The organism is Nocardioides sp. AE5, from assembly GCF_031844485.1.
Lineage (GTDB): Bacteria > Actinomycetota > Actinomycetes > Propionibacteriales > Nocardioidaceae > Nocardioides.
The window spans coordinates 443,107-463,733 of record NZ_JAUZVI010000002.1 but is presented as its reverse complement, the minus strand read 5'-3'; the positions used below and the strand labels follow the sequence as shown (position 1 = coordinate 463,733).

The 20,627-nt window shown below is 67.7% G+C and carries 18 protein-coding genes; 12 read left to right on the top strand and 6 right to left on the bottom strand.

All coding sequences use genetic code 11. The annotated features are described in order from the left end of the window. Positions 1–28: 28 nt before the first annotated feature. The gene (locus tag Q9R27_RS05350; RefSeq protein WP_311251304.1) at positions 29–2,731 is read right to left on the bottom strand and encodes a GNAT family N-acetyltransferase; all 2,703 of its coding nucleotides are present in this window, start codon (positions 2,729–2,731) and stop codon (positions 29–31) included. 92 nt (positions 2,732–2,823) lie between these two features. Between Q9R27_RS05350 and Q9R27_RS05345 the strand changes: the two genes are divergently transcribed. The 5 genes from Q9R27_RS05345 (at position 2,824) to Q9R27_RS05325 (ending at position 10,133) form a co-directional block, all read left to right on the top strand. Next, on the top strand, positions 2,824–5,316 hold the full coding sequence (locus tag Q9R27_RS05345) for a DNA topoisomerase IV subunit A (protein ID WP_311251303.1): 2,493 nt from the start codon (positions 2,824–2,826) through the stop codon (positions 5,314–5,316). Positions 5,317–5,320: 4 nt separating this feature from the next. Beyond that, positions 5,321–6,028 (top strand): LppX_LprAFG lipoprotein, encoded by a 708-nt coding sequence (locus Q9R27_RS05340; protein WP_311251302.1) that lies wholly within the window; start codon positions 5,321–5,323, stop codon positions 6,026–6,028. Further along, complete coding sequence (locus Q9R27_RS05335; protein ID WP_311251301.1) at positions 6,025–7,776, top strand: MFS transporter; 1,752 nt, start codon at positions 6,025–6,027, stop codon at positions 7,774–7,776. Before Q9R27_RS05340 ends, Q9R27_RS05335 begins: the two co-directional genes overlap by 4 nt. A gap of 80 nt (positions 7,777–7,856) precedes the next feature. Beyond that, positions 7,857–8,351 carry a carbonic anhydrase gene (locus Q9R27_RS05330; RefSeq protein WP_311251300.1) on the top strand — a complete coding sequence of 165 codons (495 nt, stop codon included), beginning with the start codon at positions 7,857–7,859 and terminating at the stop codon, positions 8,349–8,351. A 78-nt stretch (positions 8,352–8,429) separates the two neighbouring features. After that, entirely contained in the window at positions 8,430–10,133 is a 1,704-nt protein-coding gene (locus Q9R27_RS05325; protein ID WP_311251299.1) for a GMC family oxidoreductase, read from the top strand. On the opposite strand, the gene Q9R27_RS05320 is transcribed toward Q9R27_RS05325, so the two are convergent. Beyond that, entirely contained in the window at positions 10,100–12,193 is a 2,094-nt protein-coding gene (locus Q9R27_RS05320; RefSeq protein ID WP_311251397.1) for a DNA topoisomerase IV subunit B, read from the bottom strand. The two genes, Q9R27_RS05325 and Q9R27_RS05320, sit on opposite strands and share 34 nt — an antisense overlap. A gap of 394 nt (positions 12,194–12,587) precedes the next feature. Here Q9R27_RS05320 and Q9R27_RS05315 point away from each other — a divergent pair, with 394 nt between their 5' ends. The 7 genes from Q9R27_RS05315 to Q9R27_RS05285 all read left to right on the top strand — a co-directional run bounded on the left by Q9R27_RS05315 (position 12,588) and on the right by Q9R27_RS05285 (position 16,498). Further along, positions 12,588–12,812, top strand: coding sequence for a hypothetical protein (locus tag Q9R27_RS05315; RefSeq protein WP_311251396.1), 225 nt, complete (start codon positions 12,588–12,590; stop codon positions 12,810–12,812). A 73-nt stretch (positions 12,813–12,885) separates the two neighbouring features. After that, positions 12,886–13,362 (top strand): DUF456 domain-containing protein, encoded by a 477-nt coding sequence (locus Q9R27_RS05310; protein WP_311251298.1) that lies wholly within the window; start codon positions 12,886–12,888, stop codon positions 13,360–13,362. Between the two features lie 176 nt (positions 13,363–13,538). Further along, positions 13,539–13,889: a helix-turn-helix domain-containing protein gene (locus Q9R27_RS05305; RefSeq protein WP_311251297.1), complete on the top strand. Its 351-nt coding sequence runs from the start codon at positions 13,539–13,541 to the stop codon at positions 13,887–13,889. Further along, positions 13,886–14,362, top strand: coding sequence for a hypothetical protein (locus tag Q9R27_RS05300; RefSeq protein WP_311251296.1), 477 nt, complete (start codon positions 13,886–13,888; stop codon positions 14,360–14,362). The genes Q9R27_RS05305 and Q9R27_RS05300 overlap by 4 nt, the downstream gene beginning before the upstream one ends. A gap of 370 nt (positions 14,363–14,732) precedes the next feature. Further along, positions 14,733–14,939, top strand: a complete 207-nt coding sequence (locus tag Q9R27_RS05295) for a hypothetical protein (protein WP_311251295.1) — start codon at positions 14,733–14,735, stop codon at positions 14,937–14,939. Positions 14,940–15,312: 373 nt separating this feature from the next. Continuing rightward, positions 15,313–15,726 carry a hypothetical protein gene (locus tag Q9R27_RS05290; protein WP_311251294.1) on the top strand — a complete coding sequence of 138 codons (414 nt, stop codon included), beginning with the start codon at positions 15,313–15,315 and terminating at the stop codon, positions 15,724–15,726. A 109-nt stretch (positions 15,727–15,835) separates the two neighbouring features. Continuing rightward, a complete protein-coding gene (locus tag Q9R27_RS05285; RefSeq protein WP_311251293.1) occupies positions 15,836–16,498 on the top strand; it encodes a hypothetical protein in 663 nt (220 codons plus the stop codon). On the opposite strand, the gene Q9R27_RS05280 is transcribed toward Q9R27_RS05285, so the two are convergent. From Q9R27_RS05280 to Q9R27_RS05265, 4 genes are read right to left on the bottom strand one after another with little or no spacing between them, the layout of a single operon-like run. Continuing rightward, positions 16,488–17,414: a hypothetical protein gene (locus Q9R27_RS05280; RefSeq protein ID WP_311251292.1), complete on the bottom strand. Its 927-nt coding sequence runs from the start codon at positions 17,412–17,414 to the stop codon at positions 16,488–16,490. The genes Q9R27_RS05285 and Q9R27_RS05280 overlap by 11 nt on opposite strands. Then, complete coding sequence (locus Q9R27_RS05275) at positions 17,411–20,062, bottom strand: phage tail tape measure protein (RefSeq protein ID WP_311251291.1); 2,652 nt, start codon at positions 20,060–20,062, stop codon at positions 17,411–17,413. Before Q9R27_RS05275 ends, Q9R27_RS05280 begins: the two co-directional genes overlap by 4 nt. Continuing rightward, complete coding sequence (locus Q9R27_RS05270; RefSeq protein WP_311251290.1) at positions 20,055–20,309, bottom strand: hypothetical protein; 255 nt, start codon at positions 20,307–20,309, stop codon at positions 20,055–20,057. Before Q9R27_RS05270 ends, Q9R27_RS05275 begins: the two co-directional genes overlap by 8 nt. An 11-nt stretch (positions 20,310–20,320) precedes the next feature. Further along, the gene (locus Q9R27_RS05265; RefSeq protein ID WP_311251289.1) at positions 20,321–20,572 is read right to left on the bottom strand and encodes a hypothetical protein; all 252 of its coding nucleotides are present in this window, start codon (positions 20,570–20,572) and stop codon (positions 20,321–20,323) included. Between the last annotated feature and the right edge of the window lie 55 nt (positions 20,573–20,627).

The window sequence follows — 20,627 nt, the reverse complement described above, 5'->3', positions numbered from 1 at the left end:
GCGCCGCCGGCGCACCCGCTGGGCCGGTTCAGTCCGGGATGGTGTCGGCGGGATCCGCGTGCAGGCGCCTCACGAACCAGTCAGAGCGGAGGTCCTCCACCGGCTCCACCCGACCCGATGCGGTGAGCACCGTGGCGCCCTCCTTGCCAGCCAGCACCAACGACAGGTCGATCGAGCGCAGCGCCGGGAAGTCGTTCTTCAACCGCGCCACCAGCATGATCAGGCGCTCCACCTGGTCCACGTCGACGACATCGCTGCCGCGATAGCCGAAGAGCATCGGCGACGCCTTGATCTCGCGGGTCATCGACCGTGCCTCGTGCTCGGTCAGCGGCGGGATCCGGTAGGCCTTGTCGCCCAGCAGTTCGGTCAACGGACCGGAGATGCCGAACGAGACCACCGGCCCGAAGAGCGGGTCCTCGATCGCGGTGATGCTGACTGGTACGCCGGTCGGTGCGGTCTTCTGCACCACGAACCCGGCATCCGCGGGGTCGCCGACCACCTCGGCAAGCGAAGCGAACCCGTCGCGCATCTCCTGCTCGCCGTCGATGGCACGCCATACGTGGGAGAGATCCGGGCGGTGGCGCAGGTGCTCGGCGGTGGCCTTGAGGATCACGTTGCCACCGAACTCGCGACCGGCCGCGACCGCCTCCTCGACGGTGTGCACCGGGCGCGGCTCCCACAGGTCGATCCCGTGGGTGGCCAGCAGTTCGCGCAGCTCGTGGAACTCCAGGTCACGCCCCTCGGGCGAGTTCATCAGGATCGTGTTGACCAGCACCTTGGCGGACTGGGTGTCGACCTCGGCGCGCTCACTGGTCTCACCCTCCGGGGTGCGCAACCACACGGCGTACTCGACGACGTGGGCGAGTGCCCGCACCGCGGCCTCGACGGCTGGGTAGGACGGCACCGAGCCACGGCCCGCCGTCGACCCGGCGACGTCGGGCACCCGGAGCAGTTCCGGGACACCCTCGGCGCCGAGGAAGGTGGAGACCAGCGGCTTGTCGGACTGCTCCCCCACTGCGGCCAGCACGTTGGCGACCTCTTCTCCGGTCACGTTCAGCGGCGGGATGTAGACCGCCACCACCGCGTCCACGTCCGGGTCGTCGATCGCCGCATCGAGCGCGTCCTCGAAGTCCTCGGCGGTCGCCTCGGCGCCGAGCGCGACGGAGCGGTTCACCACCAGGCCGACCGAGGCGGCCGCGTCGTTGGCGAGCAGGCCGATGGCGTCCGAGTTGCCGACCACGGCGACCCGACGTCCCCGCGGCAGCGGCTGGTGGGCGAGGAGCTGCGCGACGTCGAACATCTCCTCCAGGGTGTCGACCTGGATGATGCCGGCCTGGCGGAACATCGAGTCGACGGCCTGGCGCGGCGCGGCGATGGTGCGCACCGCGTGCCCCATCGGGACACCCTGGGTGGTGCGACCGGAACGGACCGCCACGATCGGCTTGCGGCGCGAGACCCGGCGCGCGATCCGGGAGAACTTGCGCGGGTTTCCGATCGACTCCAGATAGAGGAGGACGACCTCGGTGGTCTCGTCCTCCTCCCAGTACTGCAACAGGTCGTTGCCGGAGACGTCGGCCCGGTTGCCGGCGCTGACGAACGTGGACAGGCCCAGGCCCCGGTTGTAGACCTTCTCCAGGATCGCCGAGCCCAGCGCACCGGACTGGCAGAAGAAGCCGGCCCGACCACGCGGCGGCATCAGCGCGGAGAGGGAGGCGTTCAGCGAGCGCTCCGGGTCGGTGTTGATCACGCCCAGGCAGTTGGGGCCGATCAGGCGCAGGCCGTACGAGCGGGCCAGGCCGACCAGCCGGCGCTGGCGGCGCCGACCCTCGTCGCCGGTCTCGGCGAAGCCGGAGGAGATCACGATCAGGCCGTGCACGCCCTTGGCGGCGCAATCCAGGACGACGTCCTGCACGGCGGTCGCGGGGACGGCGACGATGGCCAGGTCGACCGGCCCGGGGATCTCCGCCACCGAGGCGTACGCCGGCAGCCCGGAGACCGCGTCCGAGCCGGGGTTGACCGCGTGGACCACGCCGGTGAAGTCACCGGTGATCAGGTTGCGCACCAGTGCCTGGCCGATGGTGTCCTGGCGGCGACTGGCGCCGACCACGGCGATCGAGCGGGCGTTGAAGAAGCGGGAGATGGAGGCGGACTCGGCCCGGTGCTCCCGGTTCTCCAGGACCCCGATGGCCGTGGTGGTCGGGTCGATGTCGAACTCGAGACTCATCACCCCGTCCTCATAACCACCCGCCACGTGATAGCCGGCGTCGGTGAAAGTGGTGATCATCCGCCGGTTGTCCGGCAGCACCTCGGCGACGAACCGCTCGACGCCCAGTTCGCGGCCCGCCTGGGCCAGGTGCTCGAGCAGGACCTGGGCGATGCCGCGGCCGTGGTGCTGGTCCTCGACCAGGAAGGCGACCTCCGCCTCGCCGGGCTCGACGACGTCGAAGCGCCCCACCGCGATCATCCGCTCGGCGAGCATCACGATGAACGCGACCCGCTTCTCGTGGTCGACCTGGGTGAAGCGGGCCACGTCCTTGTCGGACAGGCGCGGCATCGGGGAGAAGAAGCGGTAGTACTTCGACTCCTCCGAGACCCGGGCATAGAACTCCACCAGCAGGTCGGCGTCGTCGGGACGGATCGGGCGCACGTGCGCGGTGCTGCCGTCGATCAGCAGCACGTCCGCGGTCCAGTGCTTGGGCGCCGCGGGGCTGGCAGGATCGGTCGATGTCACAGGAGTGAATCTAGCGGGTTGGCGAAGGATCGGCGCCGCCCGGGCGGCGTGGCCGCCGCGATTGTCGGGCCGGCGCAGGGAAGAATGCCCCCATGGCTCGACGTACCACCAAGAATCCGCCCCCCGAGGACTTCGAGGAGCACATCCTCGACATCGACGTCCGGGACGAGATGCGCTCCTCGTTCCTGGAATACGCCTACTCGGTGATCTATTCGCGGGCGCTGCCCGACGCCCGTGACGGGTTGAAGCCGGTCCAGCGGCGGATCCTCTACACGATGAACGACATGGGCCTGCGCCCCGACCGCGGCCACGTCAAGAGCGCCCGCGTGGTCGGCGAGGTGATGGGTCGCCTGCATCCGCACGGCGACTCGGCGATCTATGACGCCCTGGTCCGGATGGCCCAGCCGTGGTCGATGCGCCTGCCCTTCATCGACGGGCACGGCAACTTCGGCTCCCCCGACGACTCCCCTGCCGCGATGCGTTACACCGAGTGCCGGATGGCGCCCGCGGCCGTGGCGATGACCGAGTCGATCGACGAGGAGACCGTCGACTTCAAGCCCAACTACGACTCGCGCGAGCTCGAGCCGTCGGTGCTGCCCTCGGCCATCCCCAACCTGATCGTCAACGGCACCACCGGCATCGCGGTCGGGATGGCGACCAACATCGCGCCGCACAACCTGGTCGAAGTGGTCCAGGCGCTGCGTCACCTGATCAAGCACCCGACCGCCACTGTCGACGACCTGATGCGCTTCATCCCCGGCCCGGACCTCCCCACCGGCGGCAAGATCGTCGGCCTGGACGGGATCCGCGACGCCTATGAGACCGGCCGCGGCACCTTCCGGATGCGGGCCACCGCCCGGATCGAGAACATCACGCCCCGCAAGAAGGGGATCGTGGTCACCGAGCTCCCCTATGGCGTGGGCACCGAGAAGATCGTCGAGAAGATCAAGTCCCTGGTCCAGGCCAAGAAGCTGCAGGGCATCTCCGACATCAAGGACCTCACCGACCGCGACAAGGGCCTGCACCTGGTCATCGAGGTGAAGAACGGGATCAACCCCGAGGCGCTGTTGGCCCAGCTCTATCGGCAGACCCCGATGGAGGACTCGTTCGGGATCAACACCGTCGCCCTGGTCGACGGCCAGCCCCGCACCCTGGGCCTCAAGGAACTACTCGAGGTCTTCCTCGGCCACCGCTTCGACGTGGTCCGGCGGCGTACCGTCTTCCGGCGCGGCAAGGCCGCCGACCGGCTCCACCTGGTGGACGGGCTGCTGATCGCGATCCTGGACATCGACGAGGTGATCCAGGTGATCCGCAGCTCCGACAACGCGGCCGCGGCGCGCGAGCGGCTGATTGAGATCTTCGACCTCTCCGAGGTGCAGGCCGACTACATCCTGGACATGCCGTTGCGGCGGTTGACCAAGTTCAGCCGGATCGAGCTGGAGAAGGAGCAGGAGGAGTTGCGCCGCCGGATCGAGGAACTCGACGCGATCCTCGCCGACGAGGCGGTGCTCCGCAAGGTGGTCTCCGACGAGCTCGCCGAGGTCGCCAAGACCTACGGTACGCCGCGGCGTACGGTCCTGCTGGAGTCCTCGGGGGTGGCCACCAAGGCGGCCGAGGTGCCGCTGGAGGTGGCCGACGACCCGTGCCTGGTCTTCCTCTCCTCCACCGGCCTGCTGGCCCGCACCAGCGCCGAGGAGCCGCCCGGCACCGGGGGCGCCCGGACCCGCCACGACGCGATCATCTCCACCGTGCGCACCACCGCCCGCGGCGAGGTCGGCGTGATCACCAGCCGCGGGCGGCTGCTGCGCCTGGGCGTTCTGGAGTTGCCGACCCTGCCGCCCACCGCGAACCACCCGCACCTCAGCGGCGGGCTGCCGCTGAGCGAGTTCCTCTCCCTGGAGCAGGGCGAGCGGGTGCTGTGCCTGCAGTCGCTGGCCACGGACGGTCCCGGCCTGGCGCTGGGCACCGCGCAGGGCGTGGTGAAGCGGGTGAACCCGGAGGTGCTCACCCGCGACGAGTGGGACGTGATCTCGCTCAAGGACGGCGACGAGGTGGTCGGCGCGGTCGAACTGGCCACCGGCACCGAGGAGCTCTGCTTCATCACCTCCGAGGCGCAACTGCTCCACTTCGGCGCCGACCAGGTCCGCCCACAGGGGCGCACCGGCGGCGGGATCGCCGGCGTACGACTGGCCGACGGCCAGCGGGTCGCGTGGTTCGGTGCCGTCGACGGCACCGGCGCGACCGGGGACGACCAGGTCGTCGTGGTGACCGCCTCCGGCTCCTCGACCGCACTGCCGGGCACCGAGGCCGGGTCGGTCAAGGTGACCCCGTTCGAGGAGTATCCGGGCAAGGGGCGCGGCACCGGCGGAGTACGGTGCCACCGCTTCCTCAAGGGCGAGGACGCGATCGTCTTCGCCTGGGCCGGTCGGGGGCCGGCGCGTGCCGCCGCAGCCAGCGGCGCACCGATCGACTTGCCCGAGCCCACCGGTCGCCGTGACGGGTCCGGTACGCCGTCCCCCCAGCCGATCGCCGCCTGCGCCTCGCCGGTGGTCCCCTCCGTCCCGCCCACCCATGTGGAAGGCTAGGCCCATGCTGAAGACCCGTTCCCTCCTGCTCGCCCTGCCGCTGGTCGCTGCCCTCTTCACCGGGGCCTGCAGCGGCGACGACGCCACGTCCACCTGCGACGCACTGCCCGACGACGCCCTGGCCCAGGCCAAGGCCAAGCTCGACGAGACGTCCGGGCTGAAGGTGAGCCTGACCGCCACCAACTTCCCCTCGGGCAGCACCGGGGTCAACTCCGCGGAGGGCATCGGCGTGCACCCGGCCGGCTTCGCGGGCACCGTGAACGCCGCCATGTCGGCGTTCACTGCCGACGTCGAGGTGGTCGCCACCGACGGCAAGGTGTGGCTCAACATCGCCGGCGGCGGCTTCGCCGAGGAGGACCCGGCCCGCTACAACGCCCCCGACCCGGCGGTGCTGATGGCCACCGAGGGCGGCGCCTCCGACCTGCTGGTCAAGACCACCGGCGTCAGCGGCTGCAGCGACGAGCGCGGCGGCTCGGACAACTCGCAGGTCTTCGGCAAGTTCTCCGGCACCCTGCCCGGCGAGGACGTCTCGCGGATCATCCCGACGGCCTCGGGCGACAGCTTCGACGTCAGCTACCTGATCGACGCCGACGGCCAGGTCAACGAGGTGCGGATGACCGGGGTCTTCTATGAGGGCACGCCCGAGATGACCTACACGATCAACTTCTCCGAATACGGCAAGTACTCCGAATCGGACGTCACGGCCCCATGATGCGGGTCCCGGGGACCAGCCGCGGCGCAACGTTGCTGCTGGCCCTGGCCTCGGTGGCGGTCGCCTTCGCGGCGGCCGACACGTACGTCGTGGTGCTCGCCCTGCCGGACATGATGGGCACCGCCCGGATCCCGATCAACGACCTGCAGCGGGCCGCCCCGATCATCTCCGGCTTCCTGCTCGGGTACGTCGCGATTCTGCCGCTGATGGGCCGCATCGCCGACCTGCGTGGGCGGGTGCCGGTGCTGGTGATGGCGCTGGCCGTCTTCGCCGTCGGCTCCCTGATCACCGCGGTCGCCTATGACCTGCCCAGCATGGTCACCGGGCGCTTCCTGCAGGGCGTCGGGGGCGGTGGGCTGGTCCCGGCCACGCTGGCCCTGGTCGCCGACATCTATCCGACCGAGCGCCGCGGCATCCCGCTCGGCATCGTCTCCGGCGTGCAGGAACTGGGCAGCGTCGTCGGGCCGCTCTTCGGCGCCGTGGTGCTGGCGGTGGCGTCGTGGCAGTTCATCTTCGTGATCAACCTGGTCGTCGGCGTGGTGCTGGCCCTGGCCATCCGGGCCGCTGCCGGCCGCGACGCAATGGACTCCCCGCAGGGCCCGGTGCCCCGCGGCTTCCCCGACCCGATCGGCATCCTGGCGCTGCTGGTGGCGATCGGCGCCGCCACGATCGTCCTGGTCCGCCCCGACGGGATGCTCAAGGACCTGACCTGGGGCCAGCTCTTCATCCCCTACTTCGGCGACAACCGGTGGGTCACCCCGATCGGCGCGGTGGCGATCGGGGCGCTCGCCGTCCTGGTGGTGCGCTGCCTCTTCGCCCGCCGTCCGCTGGTGGACCTGCGGGCCTGGTTCGGCCACCTGCGCGAGGCCGACCTGCTGGGTGCGACGTACCTCGCCGTCGCCCTGGGCGGGGTGATCCTGGCGTTCGCGACCGCCGACCCCGAGGTGCAGGTCTTCTCCGACCAGGGGCCGTGGTTCCTGCTCGGCTCGGCGGTGGCCACCGTCGCCTTCGTGGTGCACACCCGGCGCGCCGACCAGCCGCTGATCCCGCACGGCGCGATCGCCGAGCGGCCGGCGTGGGGGTCGCTCGCGGTCAGCTTCTTCATCGGCGCCGCCCTGATCGCGGCCCTGATCGATATCCCGATCTTCGCCCGGACCACCATCTATCGCGACTCGCAACTGGACGCCGCGCTGGTCCTGGTCCGCTTCCTGGTCGCCCTGCCGGTCGGCGCGGTGATCGGCGGCTACCTGATCCGGCGCTTCTCCTCCGGGCTGGTCACTGCGGTGGGCATGTTCGCCGCGGCCGGTGGCTTCGCGCTGATGGCCCAGTGGGACGAGGACGCACTGCGGCACTGGTCGGTCACCGGGACCCTGCTGCTGACCGGGTTCGGCTTCGGCCTGGCCCTGGCTCCGGTCAACGCGGCCCTGCTCGCCAGCACCCGCGACGCCGTCCACGGGGTTGCCTCTGCGCTGGTGGTGGTGGCCAGGATGGTCGGCATGCTGGTCGGCATCTCGGCGCTGACCACCCTGGGGATGCGCGAGTTCTATGACGCCAACCGGGAGTGCCTGGCCGAGCACGCCAGCCAGTACGGCCGCTGCGGCACCCAGGCCGCGATCGCCCAGGAGCACGCCGTCTTCCTCGGCGCCGCGGGATGCGCGGTGATCGCCGCACTGCTCGCGCTGTGGCTCTTCCGGGGCGCCCGGACCCGCGGGATGAGCGCCGCGGAAGTGCTCCGCTCGGGCGGCTGAGAGACGCGTCACACCGGGCGTTTCGTCCGCATCCTGAGCGCGCAGCGGAGACCGACGTCGGGAGGTCTATGTTGCAAAGCATGGGCGACTTCGATGACTTGATCTCAGCAAACCGCGACTTCTCCACCTCCTTCGACCTGGGCGGGTTCGACGGTGTCGCACACGCCGGGGTCGCCATCGTGACCTGCATGGACTCGCGGATCGATCCGCTGAACATGCTGGGCCTCAAGCCCGGTGACGCGAAGATCTTCCGCAACCCGGGTGGCCGGATCACCGGTGCCGCGCTGGAGGCACTGGTGCTCGGCGTGCACCTGCTCAACGTCAACCGGATCCTGGTCATCCCGCACACCCGGTGTGCGATGTCCTCCAGCACCGAGGCCGAGCTGCGCGAGAAGGTCGGCGCCTCCGCCGGCCAGGACGCCTCCTGGCAGCACTTCCACGTGGTCCGCGACCAGGTGGCCAGCCTGACCGAGGACATCCGTGCGGTCACCTCGCACCCGCTGATCCCCGACTCGGTCAAGGTCGGCGGCTTCATCTATGACGTGGACACCGGCCTGATCGACCAGAAGGTCTGACCACACTGACAGCAACGCTGTTACAGTCCTCCTGAGCGACCCGGTGCCCGACTCCGCGGGCCGTCGCCAGGAGGAACCATGGCCCACAAACACTACGACGTCCTCGTCATCGGCTCCGGATTCGGCGGCAGCGCCAGTGCCTTGCGGCTGAGCGAGAAGGGCTACAAGGTCGGCGTGCTGGAGGCGGGCCGCCGGTGGAACGCGCAGGAGTTCGCCGGCTCCAACTGGAACCTGCGCAACTCGATCTGGGCGCCGCGCCTGGGCCTGACCGGCACCCAGCGGATCAGCATCATCGGCAAGGTCACCGTCTTCAGCGCGGCCGGTGTCGGCGGTGGTTCGCTGATCTATGGCAACACCCTCTATGAGCCGCTGCCGGAGTTCTACACCGACCGCGCCTGGGCGCACATCACCGACTGGCGCGACGAGCTGGCGCCCTTCTATGACCAGGCAAAGCGGATGCTGGGCGTGAACCAGAACCCGCGCCTGTGGCGCGCCGACGACGTGCTGCGCAGTGTCGCCGAGGACCTCGGCGTTGCCGAGACCTTCCACCCCACCGACGTCGGCGTCTTCTTCAACGAGGGCAAGGAAGGCGTCGAGGTCGACGACCCCTACTTCGGCGGCGCCGGACCCCGCCGTGCCGGGTGCGTGCACTGTGCCCGGTGCATGACCGGCTGCCCGTTCAACGCCAAGAACACCACCGACCGCAACTACCTCCACCTGGCCGAGGGGCTGGGCGCCGAAGTGCACCCGCTGACCACCGTCACCCGGATCCGGCCGCGAGCCGGTGGCGGCTATGAGGTGAGCACCGAGCGCTCCAACGGCGTGCTGCGCAAGCGGCGGCGTACGTTCACCGCTGACCAGGTGGTCCTCGCCGCGGCAGCGCGCGGCACCCAGGACCTGCTGCACAAGATGAAGGACTCCGGCGACCTGCCGCACCTCTCCGACCGGCTCGGGGAACTGACCCGCTCCAACTCCGAGGCAATCCTCACCGTGGCCAGCCGGATCCACACCGACATGGCCCAGGGCGTTGCGATCACGTCCTCGATCCACCCGGAGCCGACCACCCACGTCGAGGTGGTCAAGTATGGCTCCGGCCAGGACGCCCTCTTCCCGCTCTCGGTGCCGATGGTCGACGGCGGTCCGCTGCGGGCACTGCGGTTCCTGCTCACCATCGTGCGCCACCCGCTCGCCTTCGCGCGCTCCCTGTGGCCCTTCGGCGGCGCGGACCGCGGCGTGATTCTGCTGGTGATGCAGTCCCTGGACAACTCGCTGACCAGCTTCCGCCGCCGTGGCCGGCTGACCACCCGCCAGGGCACCGGCGAGCCGAACCCGACCTGGATTCCGATCGGGCACAAGGTCGCCCGGATGTTCGCCAGCAAGGTCAAGGGCGACACCGGTGCGGTGGGCACCGACGTGCTCAACATTCCTTCCACGGCGCACTACATCGGCGGCGCGGTGATCGGCGACTCCCCCGCCACCGGCGTCGTCGATGCGTGGCAGCGGGTCTATGGGCACCCGGGCCTGCACGTCATCGACGGGGCCGCGGTGACCGCGAACCTCGGCGTCAACCCGTCACTGACGATCACCGCCCAGGCCGAACGCGCCCTGGCGTTCTGGCCCAACAAGGGCGAGCAGGACCCCCGACCCGCGCTGGGATCGGCGTACACCCGGATCGCACCGGTGGCCCCGCGCAACCCGGCCGTGCCGGAGCACGCCCCGGCGGCGTTGCGCCTGGGCCCGACGCCACCTCAGGCGTCGAGCGCCTCCATGTCGACGTCGTAGGCGCCCTGGACGATGAACTCCTTGCGGGGAGCCACCTCCGAGCCCATCAGCAACTCGAACACCTTCGACGCCTCGTCGGCGTCGTCCACGGTGATCCGGCGCAGGGTGCGGTGGCGCGGGTCCATCGTGGTCTCGGCCAACTGGTCCGCGTCCATCTCACCCAGCCCCTTGTAGCGCTGGACCGGGTCCTTCCAGGTTACGTTCTTCCGCTTCAGCTCGGCGAGCTTCCGCTGCAACTCGGCGTCGGAGTAGGTGTAGACGTACTTGTCCATCCCCTTCTTGGGCCGGTTGATCTCGATCCGGTGCAGCGGCGGCACGGCCGAATAGACCCGCCCGGCGAGCACCAGGCCCGGCATGTACTTGAAGAAGAGGGTGGCAAGCAGGGTGCGGATGTGCGCACCGTCGGAGTCGGCGTCGGCCATGAAGATGATCCGGCCATAGCGGGTCGCGTCGATGTCGAACGTCTTGCCGGAGCCGGCGCCGACCACCTGGATGATCGAGGCGCACTCGGCGTTCTTGAGCATGTCGGCGACCGAGGCCTTCTGCACGTTGAGGATCTTGCCCCGGATCGGCAGCAGTGCCTGGAACTCCGAGTCGCGAGCCAGTTTTGCGGTGCCGAGCGCGGAGTCACCCTCGACGATGAAGAGTTCGGTGCGCTCGGTGTCACTGGAGCGGCAGTCGGCCAGTTTCGCCGGCAGTGCGGACGACTCCAGTGCGTTCTTGCGGCGCTGGGTCTCCTTGAGCTGGCGCGCCGAGATCCGGGTCTTGGCGGCCCCGGCGACCTTCTCCATCACCAGTTTGGCCTGGGCCTTCTCGGCGCGCTTGGTGGAGGTCAGGAACGCCTTGAGTTCCTTCTGCACCACCTTGCGGACCACGCTGCGTGCCGCCGAGGTGCCGAGGATCTCCTTGGTCTGCCCCTCGAACTGCGGCTCGGCGAGGCGGACCGTGACCACGGCGGTCAGGCCCTCGAGTACGTCGTCCTTGACCACGTCGGCGTCGTTGACCTTGAGCACCTTGGAGCTGCGCATCGCGTCGTTGAAGGTCTTGGTCAGCGCCTGTTCGAATCCGGCCACGTGGGTGCCGCCCTTGGGGGTGGCGATCACGTTGACGTAGGAGCGCAGCACGGTGTCGTAGCCGCTGCTCCAGCGCAGCGCGACGTCGACGCCGAGTTCGCGCTCGACGTCCTGCGGTGTCATGTGCCCCTTGGCGTCGAGCATCGGGACAGTCTCGGTGAAGACGTCGGAGCCCTGCAGCCGGAGCACGTCGGTGACTGGCTCGCCCTCGCTGAGGAAGTCGGCGTACTCACCGATGCCGCCGTCGTGGCGGAAGCTCTGCTCCACCGGCTCCTCGCCGCGCTCGTCGCGGATCACCAACTCCAGGCCGGGGACGATGAAGGAGGTCTGGCGGGCCCGGACGATCAGCTCGTCGAAGACGTACGCCGCGTCGCGGGTGAAGATCTGCCGGTCCGGCCAGAACCGGATCCGGGTGCCGGTCTTGCCCTTGGCGATCCGCTTGCCCTTGCGGGAGAGGCCCGAGCCGGGGGCGAAGCCGGCGTCTGGGCCGTCGCCGTCGAAGACGCCCGGTACGCCGCGCTGGAACGAGATGCCCTGGGCCGACGGGGACCGCTCGACGTCGATGTCCATCCGCGAGGAGAGGGCGTTGACCACGGAGAGGCCGACGCCGTGCAGGCCGCCGGTGGCGACGTACGAACCGCCGCCGAACTTGCCGCCCGCGTGCAGCTTGGTGGCCACCACCTCGACCCCGGAGAGGCCGGTCTTGGGTTCCTTGTCGGTGGGGATGCCGCGCCCGTCGTCGTGGACCTCCACCGAGCCGTCGGGGTGCAGGGTCACCTCGATCCGCTGCGCCACCCCGGCCAGGGCCTCGTCCACACCGTTGTCGATGATCTCCCAGACACAGTGCATCAGCCCCCGGGTGTCGGTGGAGCCGATGTACATGCCGGGACGCTTGCGCACCGCCTCCAGGCCCTCGAGGACCAGCAGGTGGGCGGCGTTGTACGTGTTGTCGATGGGTCTTTCCTCTTCATCTCTCGGACACCACAGAACCTATCCCGCGACCCGGCGCGATCGGCGCTGCCACGCGGTCACGACACGCGCTCGCGACACGCCTGGCACCTGGATCTGCGCCGTTGCCCGGTTCTGTCGGGGCCTGAGCCTATGTTGAGTCCGTGGGGAAGCAGATGCCGTGGCCGATCGGCCGGACGGGGATCACCCGTTCGGGTGGTTTTGCCGCGTCTGGCAACCTTTTCCACACGACCCGCGTCACACTTGCAACACCAGTGCGTCTCCCAGGTGGGACGCCGTCCACGGTGTGGGAACCCCGGCAACGGGGTAGGACCACTCCATGGTTGGATGGGTGTGTCGGGTGCCACGGTTCGCCGGGAATCAAAATGATCTCCGGCTCGTTGAACCCGACAACGAGGAAAGAGAGGCCGAAGTGACTACTGCAGTTGCCCCCAGTTCCGCCGCCTTGACTGCGGCAGACCGATGCGACCGTTGCGGCGCCCAGGCCTACCTTCGCGTGGAGTTGGCCTCGGGGCTCGAGCTCCTGTTCTGCGCTCACCACGCCCGTGAGCACAACGACAAGTTGCGCGAAGTGGCTGTCAACATGGTCGACGAGACGCACAAGCTGTCCGGTTCGCCGGCGGCCTCCGACGACTGACCCAACGGTTTCCTGCGGCCCCGTCCAGCGATGCTGGGCGGGGCCGTAGCGCATTTCGTGGCACAGTGACCCCGTGACTGCTGTCGACCTGCTCGTTGCCCTCGTCATCGCCGTCGGCCTGGTCGGCATCGTGCTGCCGATCCTGCCCGGCACCCTGCTCATCCTCGGTGCGCTGCTGGGCTGGGCACTGCATGCGGACCAGGGCGCCGGCTGGGCGGTCTTCGCGATCGCGGCCGCGCTGCTGGCGATCGGCACCGTGGTCAAGTACCTGATCCCGGGACGGTCGATGAAGCGCAGCGGCGTGCCGTCGAGCACCCTGCTGCTCGGTGGCGTGCTGGGCGTGGTCGGGTTCTTCGTGATCCCGATCATCGGCCTGCCGCTGGGCTTCGTGCTCGGCGTCTGGCTGGCCGAGGTCCGGCGCGTCGGCGAACAGGCCGCGCGGACCACCACGGTCAACGCCCTGAAGGCGGTCGGCGTCTCGATCGTGATCGAGTTCGCCTTCGCGCTCGCCGCGACCCTGGTCTGGATCGTCGGCGTCATCCTCGTCTGAGGACCCGCGACTCAGTCCAGGTAGTCGCGCACTAGGAACGGCTGAGCGCTGTACGGCTGAGCGTTCTAAACGTGCAGGTCAAGAGCGGTGTGGGGTGAACTATCTTGGACTGAGGTCGGGTTGATTCTCCATCAGTCCAAGGTGGTCGACCATCACCCAACTGAGAGGAACCACAGATGACCACCACTGTTCACACGCTCGGCGAGACCATCGCCGTCAACATCGCCCAACACATGAACCGTCTGGATTGGGACTTCGACCGGCTGGCCGAGGAGTCGGCTCTGACCTGGGGTGAGCTGGTCCGGCACCGTGCCGACGCCAGTGCCATGTCGTTGGACGACCTCGCCTTGATCGCAACCGCGCTCGGTGTCACTCCTGCCGATCTCGCTCGATCCGCTGAGAGTTGCGAGCAGACCACCAGTCCCCTGCCTGCCGGCACATGCTGGAAGTGCGGTCTCCGTGCCGACGCACTGGTCCACAACGCCACGGCAAACGGACACGACTTCGAGGCCGGTGAGCGGCTGTGAGGTTTGAGCTGATCACTCAGCGGACGGCCGAGGATGTGAGCCGCCTGTATGTCGAGGCTCGCGTGGCGGGTCTGGAGATCACGCACTACAAGTCACTCGATTGCTACACCTTCGACGGCGCCCCGGTGCCAGGTACCCGACTCGGCGTGTTCCGCCTGGTCGGCGCGCTCTGCTTCCAGAAGGAAGAGCGCCGTTGGGAGGTGCGAGCTCGTACCGATGCTGGCGCAGTGGACCTCTCGACCTTGATCACCTGCGGGTTGGGGATGGTTGAGAAGTATGGCCGCACGCCGGGCCACTTCACACGCACGCGGGGCTTCAAGCACATGGTCCGGAAGAACGGCAAGCGTGTCGCCTGGATCGGTGTCTGCTACCAGCTCAACGCCGAAGACCTGCTCGGGACCGTCAGCACAGCCGAGCCGCTCGACACCTTCGAGGACCAGCTCCGGGTAATCCTCACGTCGGCTGACTCCTGAGTTGTGTCGGCCCCCTCTGAAACTCTCCACTTCAAGCGACCCACGACCGGCGGTAGGACGCCGGCCGGGGTCTAGGAACCAGTCCACTAGGAGGACCAGAACCATGAGCACATCATCCCTTGCGACCTGCGAAGTCACAGACCCCCACCTCCCACACACCTTCCCCGACCCGACCGTCAACTACAGCAGCGAGCACGGATTCACGATGGCCCAGTGTGGAGGGGTGGGAGACCAGACCGCGGTCCGCGACCACTTCGCCTGCCCCGACTGGTGCACTGAGACTGGCCACCCGGGGCACACGTGGGACGATATGACGGATCGCTATGCCGAGGACTGCGCAGTGCGTGCCGGGTCACAGATGCGGACGCACGTGATGAGCATCGAAGTAGGTGCTGGCGGCGACATCGACATCGAAGCCGAGGAGTACCTCACCCCCGAAGGCAAGACATTGAGCACTCCAGCGGCCCGCGTCTGGGTCAAGGGCAACCAGAGTGACCGGACGCTGACAGCCTCTGAATGTCGCGACTTGGCCGCTGCGGCAACTGCAGCAGCCGAATGGCTGGAGGCGAACCAGTGAGCGCCACCATCGAGGCCGCAGACCAGATCGAGGTCGCCTGCGTGGAGTGCGCCAGGACATGGACGATCAAGGCCGACTTCAAGCGCTGGGCCGCGCAACGAGACCGACCCCTCGATGAAGAAGAGACACTACGGGGCTTCGTGGCCGGAATACTCTCGCGCTCCGACTGGATATGTCTGGACGAGAAGGAGAACTGGATGCCGACCTGCCCCGACTGGCCTGACCACCAGCCCCACCCCGGCATCCGCTGTGGTGGGGCTGGTGTCGGTGAACCTGTGTCACTGCCTTGTCACATGCGTTGGAGGGCACGGTCCCGTTGGCGACAAACTGGTAAAGCCAAGACATCTGAGCGTTGATGCTTCACGATCACCATATGAGCAAGATCGGAACACCTGTTGGAGAAGTTGCGGGCGCCCTTCGAGTCATGTTCGGCTTGGGGCGTCGAGGTCGCCTGCGGGAACAAATTGACCAGACGCTCGATCTACATAACCGGACTCAAGATCATGAGGACTTAGCAGAAGCACGGGATCTCTTGAGCCAGGCAATCACGCATCAGTGCCGTACGCTCGCGAGAGTTTCCGATCCCGGAACTAAGCGCCGGCTCAGGTGGGGGGAGTTTCTGGTTGCGATGGTGGTCCTTGTCGTGCCACTAACCGCCCTGACATGGTGGGGATATCAGTTCATTGGCCACTGGTGGGGTTGGGTGTGGACGGTTCTGATTGGGATGATCGCACTCATCACGCTCATGGCGGCCGTCGGCTTGCTGATTGGTCAGTCGGACGACTGATCGCTCGAGTCATCGAGTTGCGAGCCGGCAGCGTGGGGTCGTGACTGACAACTGCAGCACTTTCTCCATTCTTCTGACAGCCGGTTGGCCGGGGGCTAGCGTCTGGCACATGAGCCACCCACAGCAACCCTTGCAGTCAGGTCCGACGCCGCCACCGGCTCCGAAGGTGCCGCTGCTTCACCGGCGTGGACTGCAGGTGGGCGCCACTGCGGTGGTCGCACTCCTCGCGGGTGCAGCCATCGGCGTCGGGGTGAGCGTGCTCGCGCAAGGCAGCGTGGAGAACTCGCCGGAGTACGTGGAACTGACAGCCGAGCGCGACTCCCTTCAAGGGGAACTCGCGGCAGCGCGAGCGGACTTGGGAAACGCCCGGGCCGAGATGGAGGAGATTGAGGGCGACCTCCCCCGGCGCGAGGAAGAGTTGGCGGCCGGACTCGTTGAACTCAAGGCGGCCCAGGCCGAATTGACGAGGCGCGAGGTCGTAGTCGCGGGCTCTGAGACGGCCGTGGCCGAGCGCGAGAAGGCGGTCGGCATAGCCGAGGTCGAGCGGGCCGCGAACACGATCCCAGGCGAAGGCATGTACAGGGTTGGCACCGACATGAAGGCCGGCACCTACCGGACCGAGGGCGCATCGGGTTGCTACTACGCAGTTCTTCGGTCCACCAGCACGCATGACATCGCCGAGAACAACAACATCGACGGCCCCGGCTTCGTCACCGTCCGCGAAGGTCAGTACTTCGAGACCACTCGCTGCGCTGATTGGATCAGGCAATAGCCCGACTGATTGAAGAATCCGCTTCAGCACTGGCGGCGAAGGTGACCTTGCAGCAGTCCTCGAAGCGTTTGCCGGATAGACAGCTGCATGGCTTGTCTGCGTGGTACTTCATCAGGCAGCAGTCGCCGTAGGGACGCCCGGAACCGCACCCACAGGCCAGGGCCTGCGCGATGGGATGCGAGGTGCCCTGGACCAGCTTGAGGAACTCCTCGCCCTGGTCCTTGAACTGGTGCACCACCCGTGTCGTGACGCAGCCGCGACCCAGACGAGTGTGGAACAGATTGCCGGCCACCAGTACCTTCTCCAGGCCGTCCAGTGCTCGGTGCAGGCGCACCACCTCGGCGAGGTCGATCCACCCCTCGGCTCCCTGCGGTGGTGTCAGCGCGGGCATGGAGCGCCACTTGGCCAGCAGCATCGACGGGTCGTGTCCCACTCGCTTCTCGAAGTCGTCTTCCTCTGCCCAGGACGTGCGGACGCGATCCCACTCAAGGTCCGAGGGGCGGTAGATCCACGGGGTCGGGATGAGGAACATGTCTCCGGCCGGGCGTGGCGCGAAGTTGTCCTCTGCGGCGAAGCAGGTCGTTCGGAATGCCTGTGCTCGTGGTGACCATCCGACGATGAGCACGGTCGCCATCGGTTCCGTGGGCTGGAGCGCGTCCCACAGGGTGCGCAGGATTTCCGGTGCAGCGTCGGTCAGTTCGTCCAGGGATGCGCAGTCGGCTCCGGCGACGGCAAGGTAGGTCTTGGCGTGGATGCCGAACTCGACGCTGCCCTGGGTGACCACCGCGCTGTCGAGGTGGTGGATGGCGAGCGTCTTGGTGCTGTGCCCCAGCACGCTGGCGTTGCGGGAGTACTGGATGGAGTCGGTGACGATCTCCGCGTGGTCGCCGTAGCAGGCGACTGCGATCAGGGTCATGGCTGGGCGCCTTTCATGAGTTGGATCAATGGGTTGTGCTCTCCAGACCTTCGGGGGCACTGGACCCGGCCGCCGGCAGCAAGGCCCACCGTTCCGCCATCCGCGTAGCTTCCGAAGGCGCCGATGCCGGCGTTGAGGCGCCGTACGTTCTGGTCGGCCACGGTGCTGGAGATGTGGATCTTCGCGCTGACGCGCTTGCCGTCGATGTCGTTCAGCATGCCCAGGGCAGACCCGAGGCCGGACAGTGCGCCTTGGAGGCCGTTCACCGTGAGGTTCGGGTTGGCGTTGGTGGAGTCGGCGATCCGGAGGTTGTTGATCAGGTCGTCGAGGGCACCGACGCTGAGTCCCCAGCTGCTGATCAGTTCGTCGACGGTGGCGCGGTTGAGTCCGTTGGCTTCAGCAGAGTCGAGGATGGCTTGGCGGCCTTCGCGTAGCTTCTCGGACAGCTCGCTGGTCTTCTCCTCGAGTTGGTTCTGGGAGGCGTAGAAGGCGGCATCGCTGGCGATGGTGGAACTCAATGCATCCACGCGGTCCAGCAGGGCTTCTCGGTTCTGTTGCCCGGCGTCGGTGTTCTCCTTCAGTGAGCGGGAGTTCTCGGCCAGGTCGGCCTTGAGGTTGCGGATCGACTCCAACCACTTGAGGTTGGCCCGCTCTGCGCCCATGGCGGGGTCGAGGTAGGCATCCAGTGCCGCCTTCAGGGCATCAACTGCATCAGAGGCCGTGATGGTTTCGTCGGCCATGTCTCCGAACGCCTTGCCGAGTTCTTTGGTGGCACCCTCGGCTGTGCCCGACTCGTTGATCCAGCGACGGATCGCGGCCTCTGCCTCAAGCTTCTCCAGTGAGGTCATCTGGATCCACTTGGCGGTGGTGATGCCCAGCGCTTCCATCGCCTCGCTGGCACGTGGTGAGACATCGGCTAGTGCGGCGATCGCATCTTCGATCCGAGTGATCTCGTTGTTCGCGTCCGACATTCCGTCGCGCAATGGGCCGGGCAGGTCTGCGAGTTCCTTCTTCATGTCCTCGACCGCGGCGCTAGCCTTCTTCAGGTCGAAGGAATCCAGTGCATGGTTGAACTTCTCCACAGCAGCTTTGGCTTGGTCGCCTGACTTGGCGAAGTCGATCAGAAGACCGATACCGCCACCGATGGCACCGCCCCACGGGCCGCCGACCATGAGTCCGGCACTGCCCAGCATGGCGGTGTTCATCAGGCCGATGTCTTTGCCCACACCTGATGCCGCGATGCCAACGGCGGCCAATGTCCCGGCCCCTCGCGCAAGCCCGGACTTGGTGAACAAGCGTGTTGAGGCTGCTGCAGCAGCGTCCGTCTCACCCCTTAGGTTTGCCATCGCCAACCGGGCGGCAGCTGTGGCGTTGACCAACTTCGTCAAGGCGCCAACGCCCAAGCCCGCCATGGCCCCGAAACCGGCCATGTAGACCACCGCTTTCTGGACGCCGTCGGGCACCTTCTGCCATGCGCCAGCCATCGCGGAGACAGCCTGTGCGACCTCCACGATGATCGGCAGCAGAACAGCGCCCGCGTCGATCGCGGCGTCCTTCACGCCATTCCACGCCAAGGTGACCTGGGACGCACTAGTCCCGAGCCGCTTGGCGAACTCGTCAGCCAAGGCAGAGTTCTCTGACCACGCCGTGCCCGACATGTCGAGTGCATCGGTCAACTTGTCACCGGCTTGTGCAGTCGACAACAACGCACGCATCAGGCGCTGGTCGGTCAGTCCGAGATCCTTGAACACTTGCGTGGTCGACTTGCCTTCGGCGTTCATCTTCCCGAGGCCCTGGATGAAGGAGTTGATGGTCTGCGAGGGCGAGCGCTGCCATGCTGCCGCGAAGTCCTTGGCAGTCATGCCGGCGGTCATCGCGAACGTCTCCAGCTTCTCGCCACCATCAAGCACGGCGTCACGCATGGAGGTGAACACCTTGCTCATCGCGGTGCCGCCGGCCTCGGCCTCGACGCCGACGGACGAGAGGGCGGCGGCGAAGCCGAGGACATCAGCCTCGGTCAGGCCAGCGATCGCGCCCGCGGCGGCCATCCGCTGGCCGAGCGTGACGATCTCCGCTTCGGTGGTCTCGAAGTTGTTGCCGAGCGCCACCACGCTCGACCCGACCCGATCAATGTCACCTTGAGCCGTACCCATCACTGCAACGAAACGAGCAATCGAGATCGCTGCGTCCTCAGCCGACAGGTTCGTGGTCTCGCCGAGCTGAATCATCGTCCGCGTGAAGTCAACGACGTTCTCCCGCGCGATACCGAGCTGACCAGCAGCCTCAGCCACGGCGGCAATCTCAGTGTGGCTGGCCGGGAGTTCGGTCGTGGCGAGCTTCCGCAACTCCTCTTCGAGCGCTGCCATCTGAGCAACCGACCCGTCCACCGTCTTCGTGACCCCAGCCCAAGCCGATTCCCAATCCATCGCCGCTTTGGCCGTCAATGCCAGCCCACCCGAGACAGCCAAACCAAACTTCGTAGCGACACCACCCACTGCCGTTAACCCGGCGCGCATCCTCTCGCCATCACGATCCAGGGCGGTGAGCTTCGTGCCGAAGTCCTTCACCGACACACCCGCTGCAGCGAGCTGACCCTTCAGGTTCCCGATATCGGCCTGGAATTTGTAACTTACGGCCCGATCAGCCACGGCGCTTCTCCTCTTCCTCCATGCGCTTCAGGTCGACCACCACGGCCTCACCCAACGCGGCCAACGCCTCCCACGCATCAGCAACCTCGACCATCCCCCCAGCCCTCGCACCCACGGCCATGTCCCGCTGGCCCAGCACGAAGAACGGCAGCAACGGCCCAAACGCACCCAACGCCGTCATCAGGTCGCCAAGACGCTCCTTGAGCGGATGCTCGTCGTCGACGTCGCGGAACTTCGGGTCACTCATGTGGTTCTCCTCTACACAGCGTTGGGGTCAAAGGACCCGTCTTCGGCGGCGACTTCTGGGGTTTCGACCTCGTCCAAAGCCTCGATCTCGGCATGCAGCTCCTTCAGGCGCAAGGACAGCGGCGACAGATCACGCGGCTGGGTGCGCTCGTCGTGCAGCGCCTGCCACAGCTTGTCGCGCAGGGCGACCAGGAAGTCCCGTCGGGAACCGTGCTCGAGCGCCCAAGTGACGCTGCGCAGCGGAGTTGCACTGTTCTTGGTCATGTCCTTGTCCTTTCAACTGGTCAGAGGATTTCGCGGAGAGAGAGAATTCCTATCT

What these genes read in the sequence shown, in the direction of transcription:
- Q9R27_RS05345 (WP_311251303.1), top strand. Translation starts at nt 2,824, where the DNA reads ATGGCTCGACGTACCACCAAGAATCCGCCCCCCGAGGACTTCGAGGAG.
- Q9R27_RS05340 (WP_311251302.1), top strand. Translation starts at nt 5,321, where the DNA reads ATGCTGAAGACCCGTTCCCTCCTGCTCGCCCTGCCGCTGGTCGCTGCC.
- Q9R27_RS05335 (WP_311251301.1), top strand. Translation starts at nt 6,025, where the DNA reads ATGATGCGGGTCCCGGGGACCAGCCGCGGCGCAACGTTGCTGCTGGCC.
- Q9R27_RS05330 (WP_311251300.1), top strand. Translation starts at nt 7,857, where the DNA reads ATGGGCGACTTCGATGACTTGATCTCAGCAAACCGCGACTTCTCCACC.
- Q9R27_RS05325 (WP_311251299.1), top strand. Translation starts at nt 8,430, where the DNA reads ATGGCCCACAAACACTACGACGTCCTCGTCATCGGCTCCGGATTCGGC.
- Q9R27_RS05305 (WP_311251297.1), top strand. Translation starts at nt 13,539, where the DNA reads ATGACCACCACTGTTCACACGCTCGGCGAGACCATCGCCGTCAACATC.
- Q9R27_RS05290 (WP_311251294.1), top strand. Translation starts at nt 15,313, where the DNA reads ATGAGCAAGATCGGAACACCTGTTGGAGAAGTTGCGGGCGCCCTTCGA.
- Q9R27_RS05285 (WP_311251293.1), top strand. Translation starts at nt 15,836, where the DNA reads ATGAGCCACCCACAGCAACCCTTGCAGTCAGGTCCGACGCCGCCACCG.
- Q9R27_RS05280 (WP_311251292.1), bottom strand. Translation starts at nt 17,414, where the DNA reads ATGACCCTGATCGCAGTCGCCTGCTACGGCGACCACGCGGAGATCGTC.
- Q9R27_RS05270 (WP_311251290.1), bottom strand. Translation starts at nt 20,309, where the DNA reads ATGAGTGACCCGAAGTTCCGCGACGTCGACGACGAGCATCCGCTCAAG.
- Q9R27_RS05265 (WP_311251289.1), bottom strand. Translation starts at nt 20,572, where the DNA reads ATGACCAAGAACAGTGCAACTCCGCTGCGCAGCGTCACTTGGGCGCTC.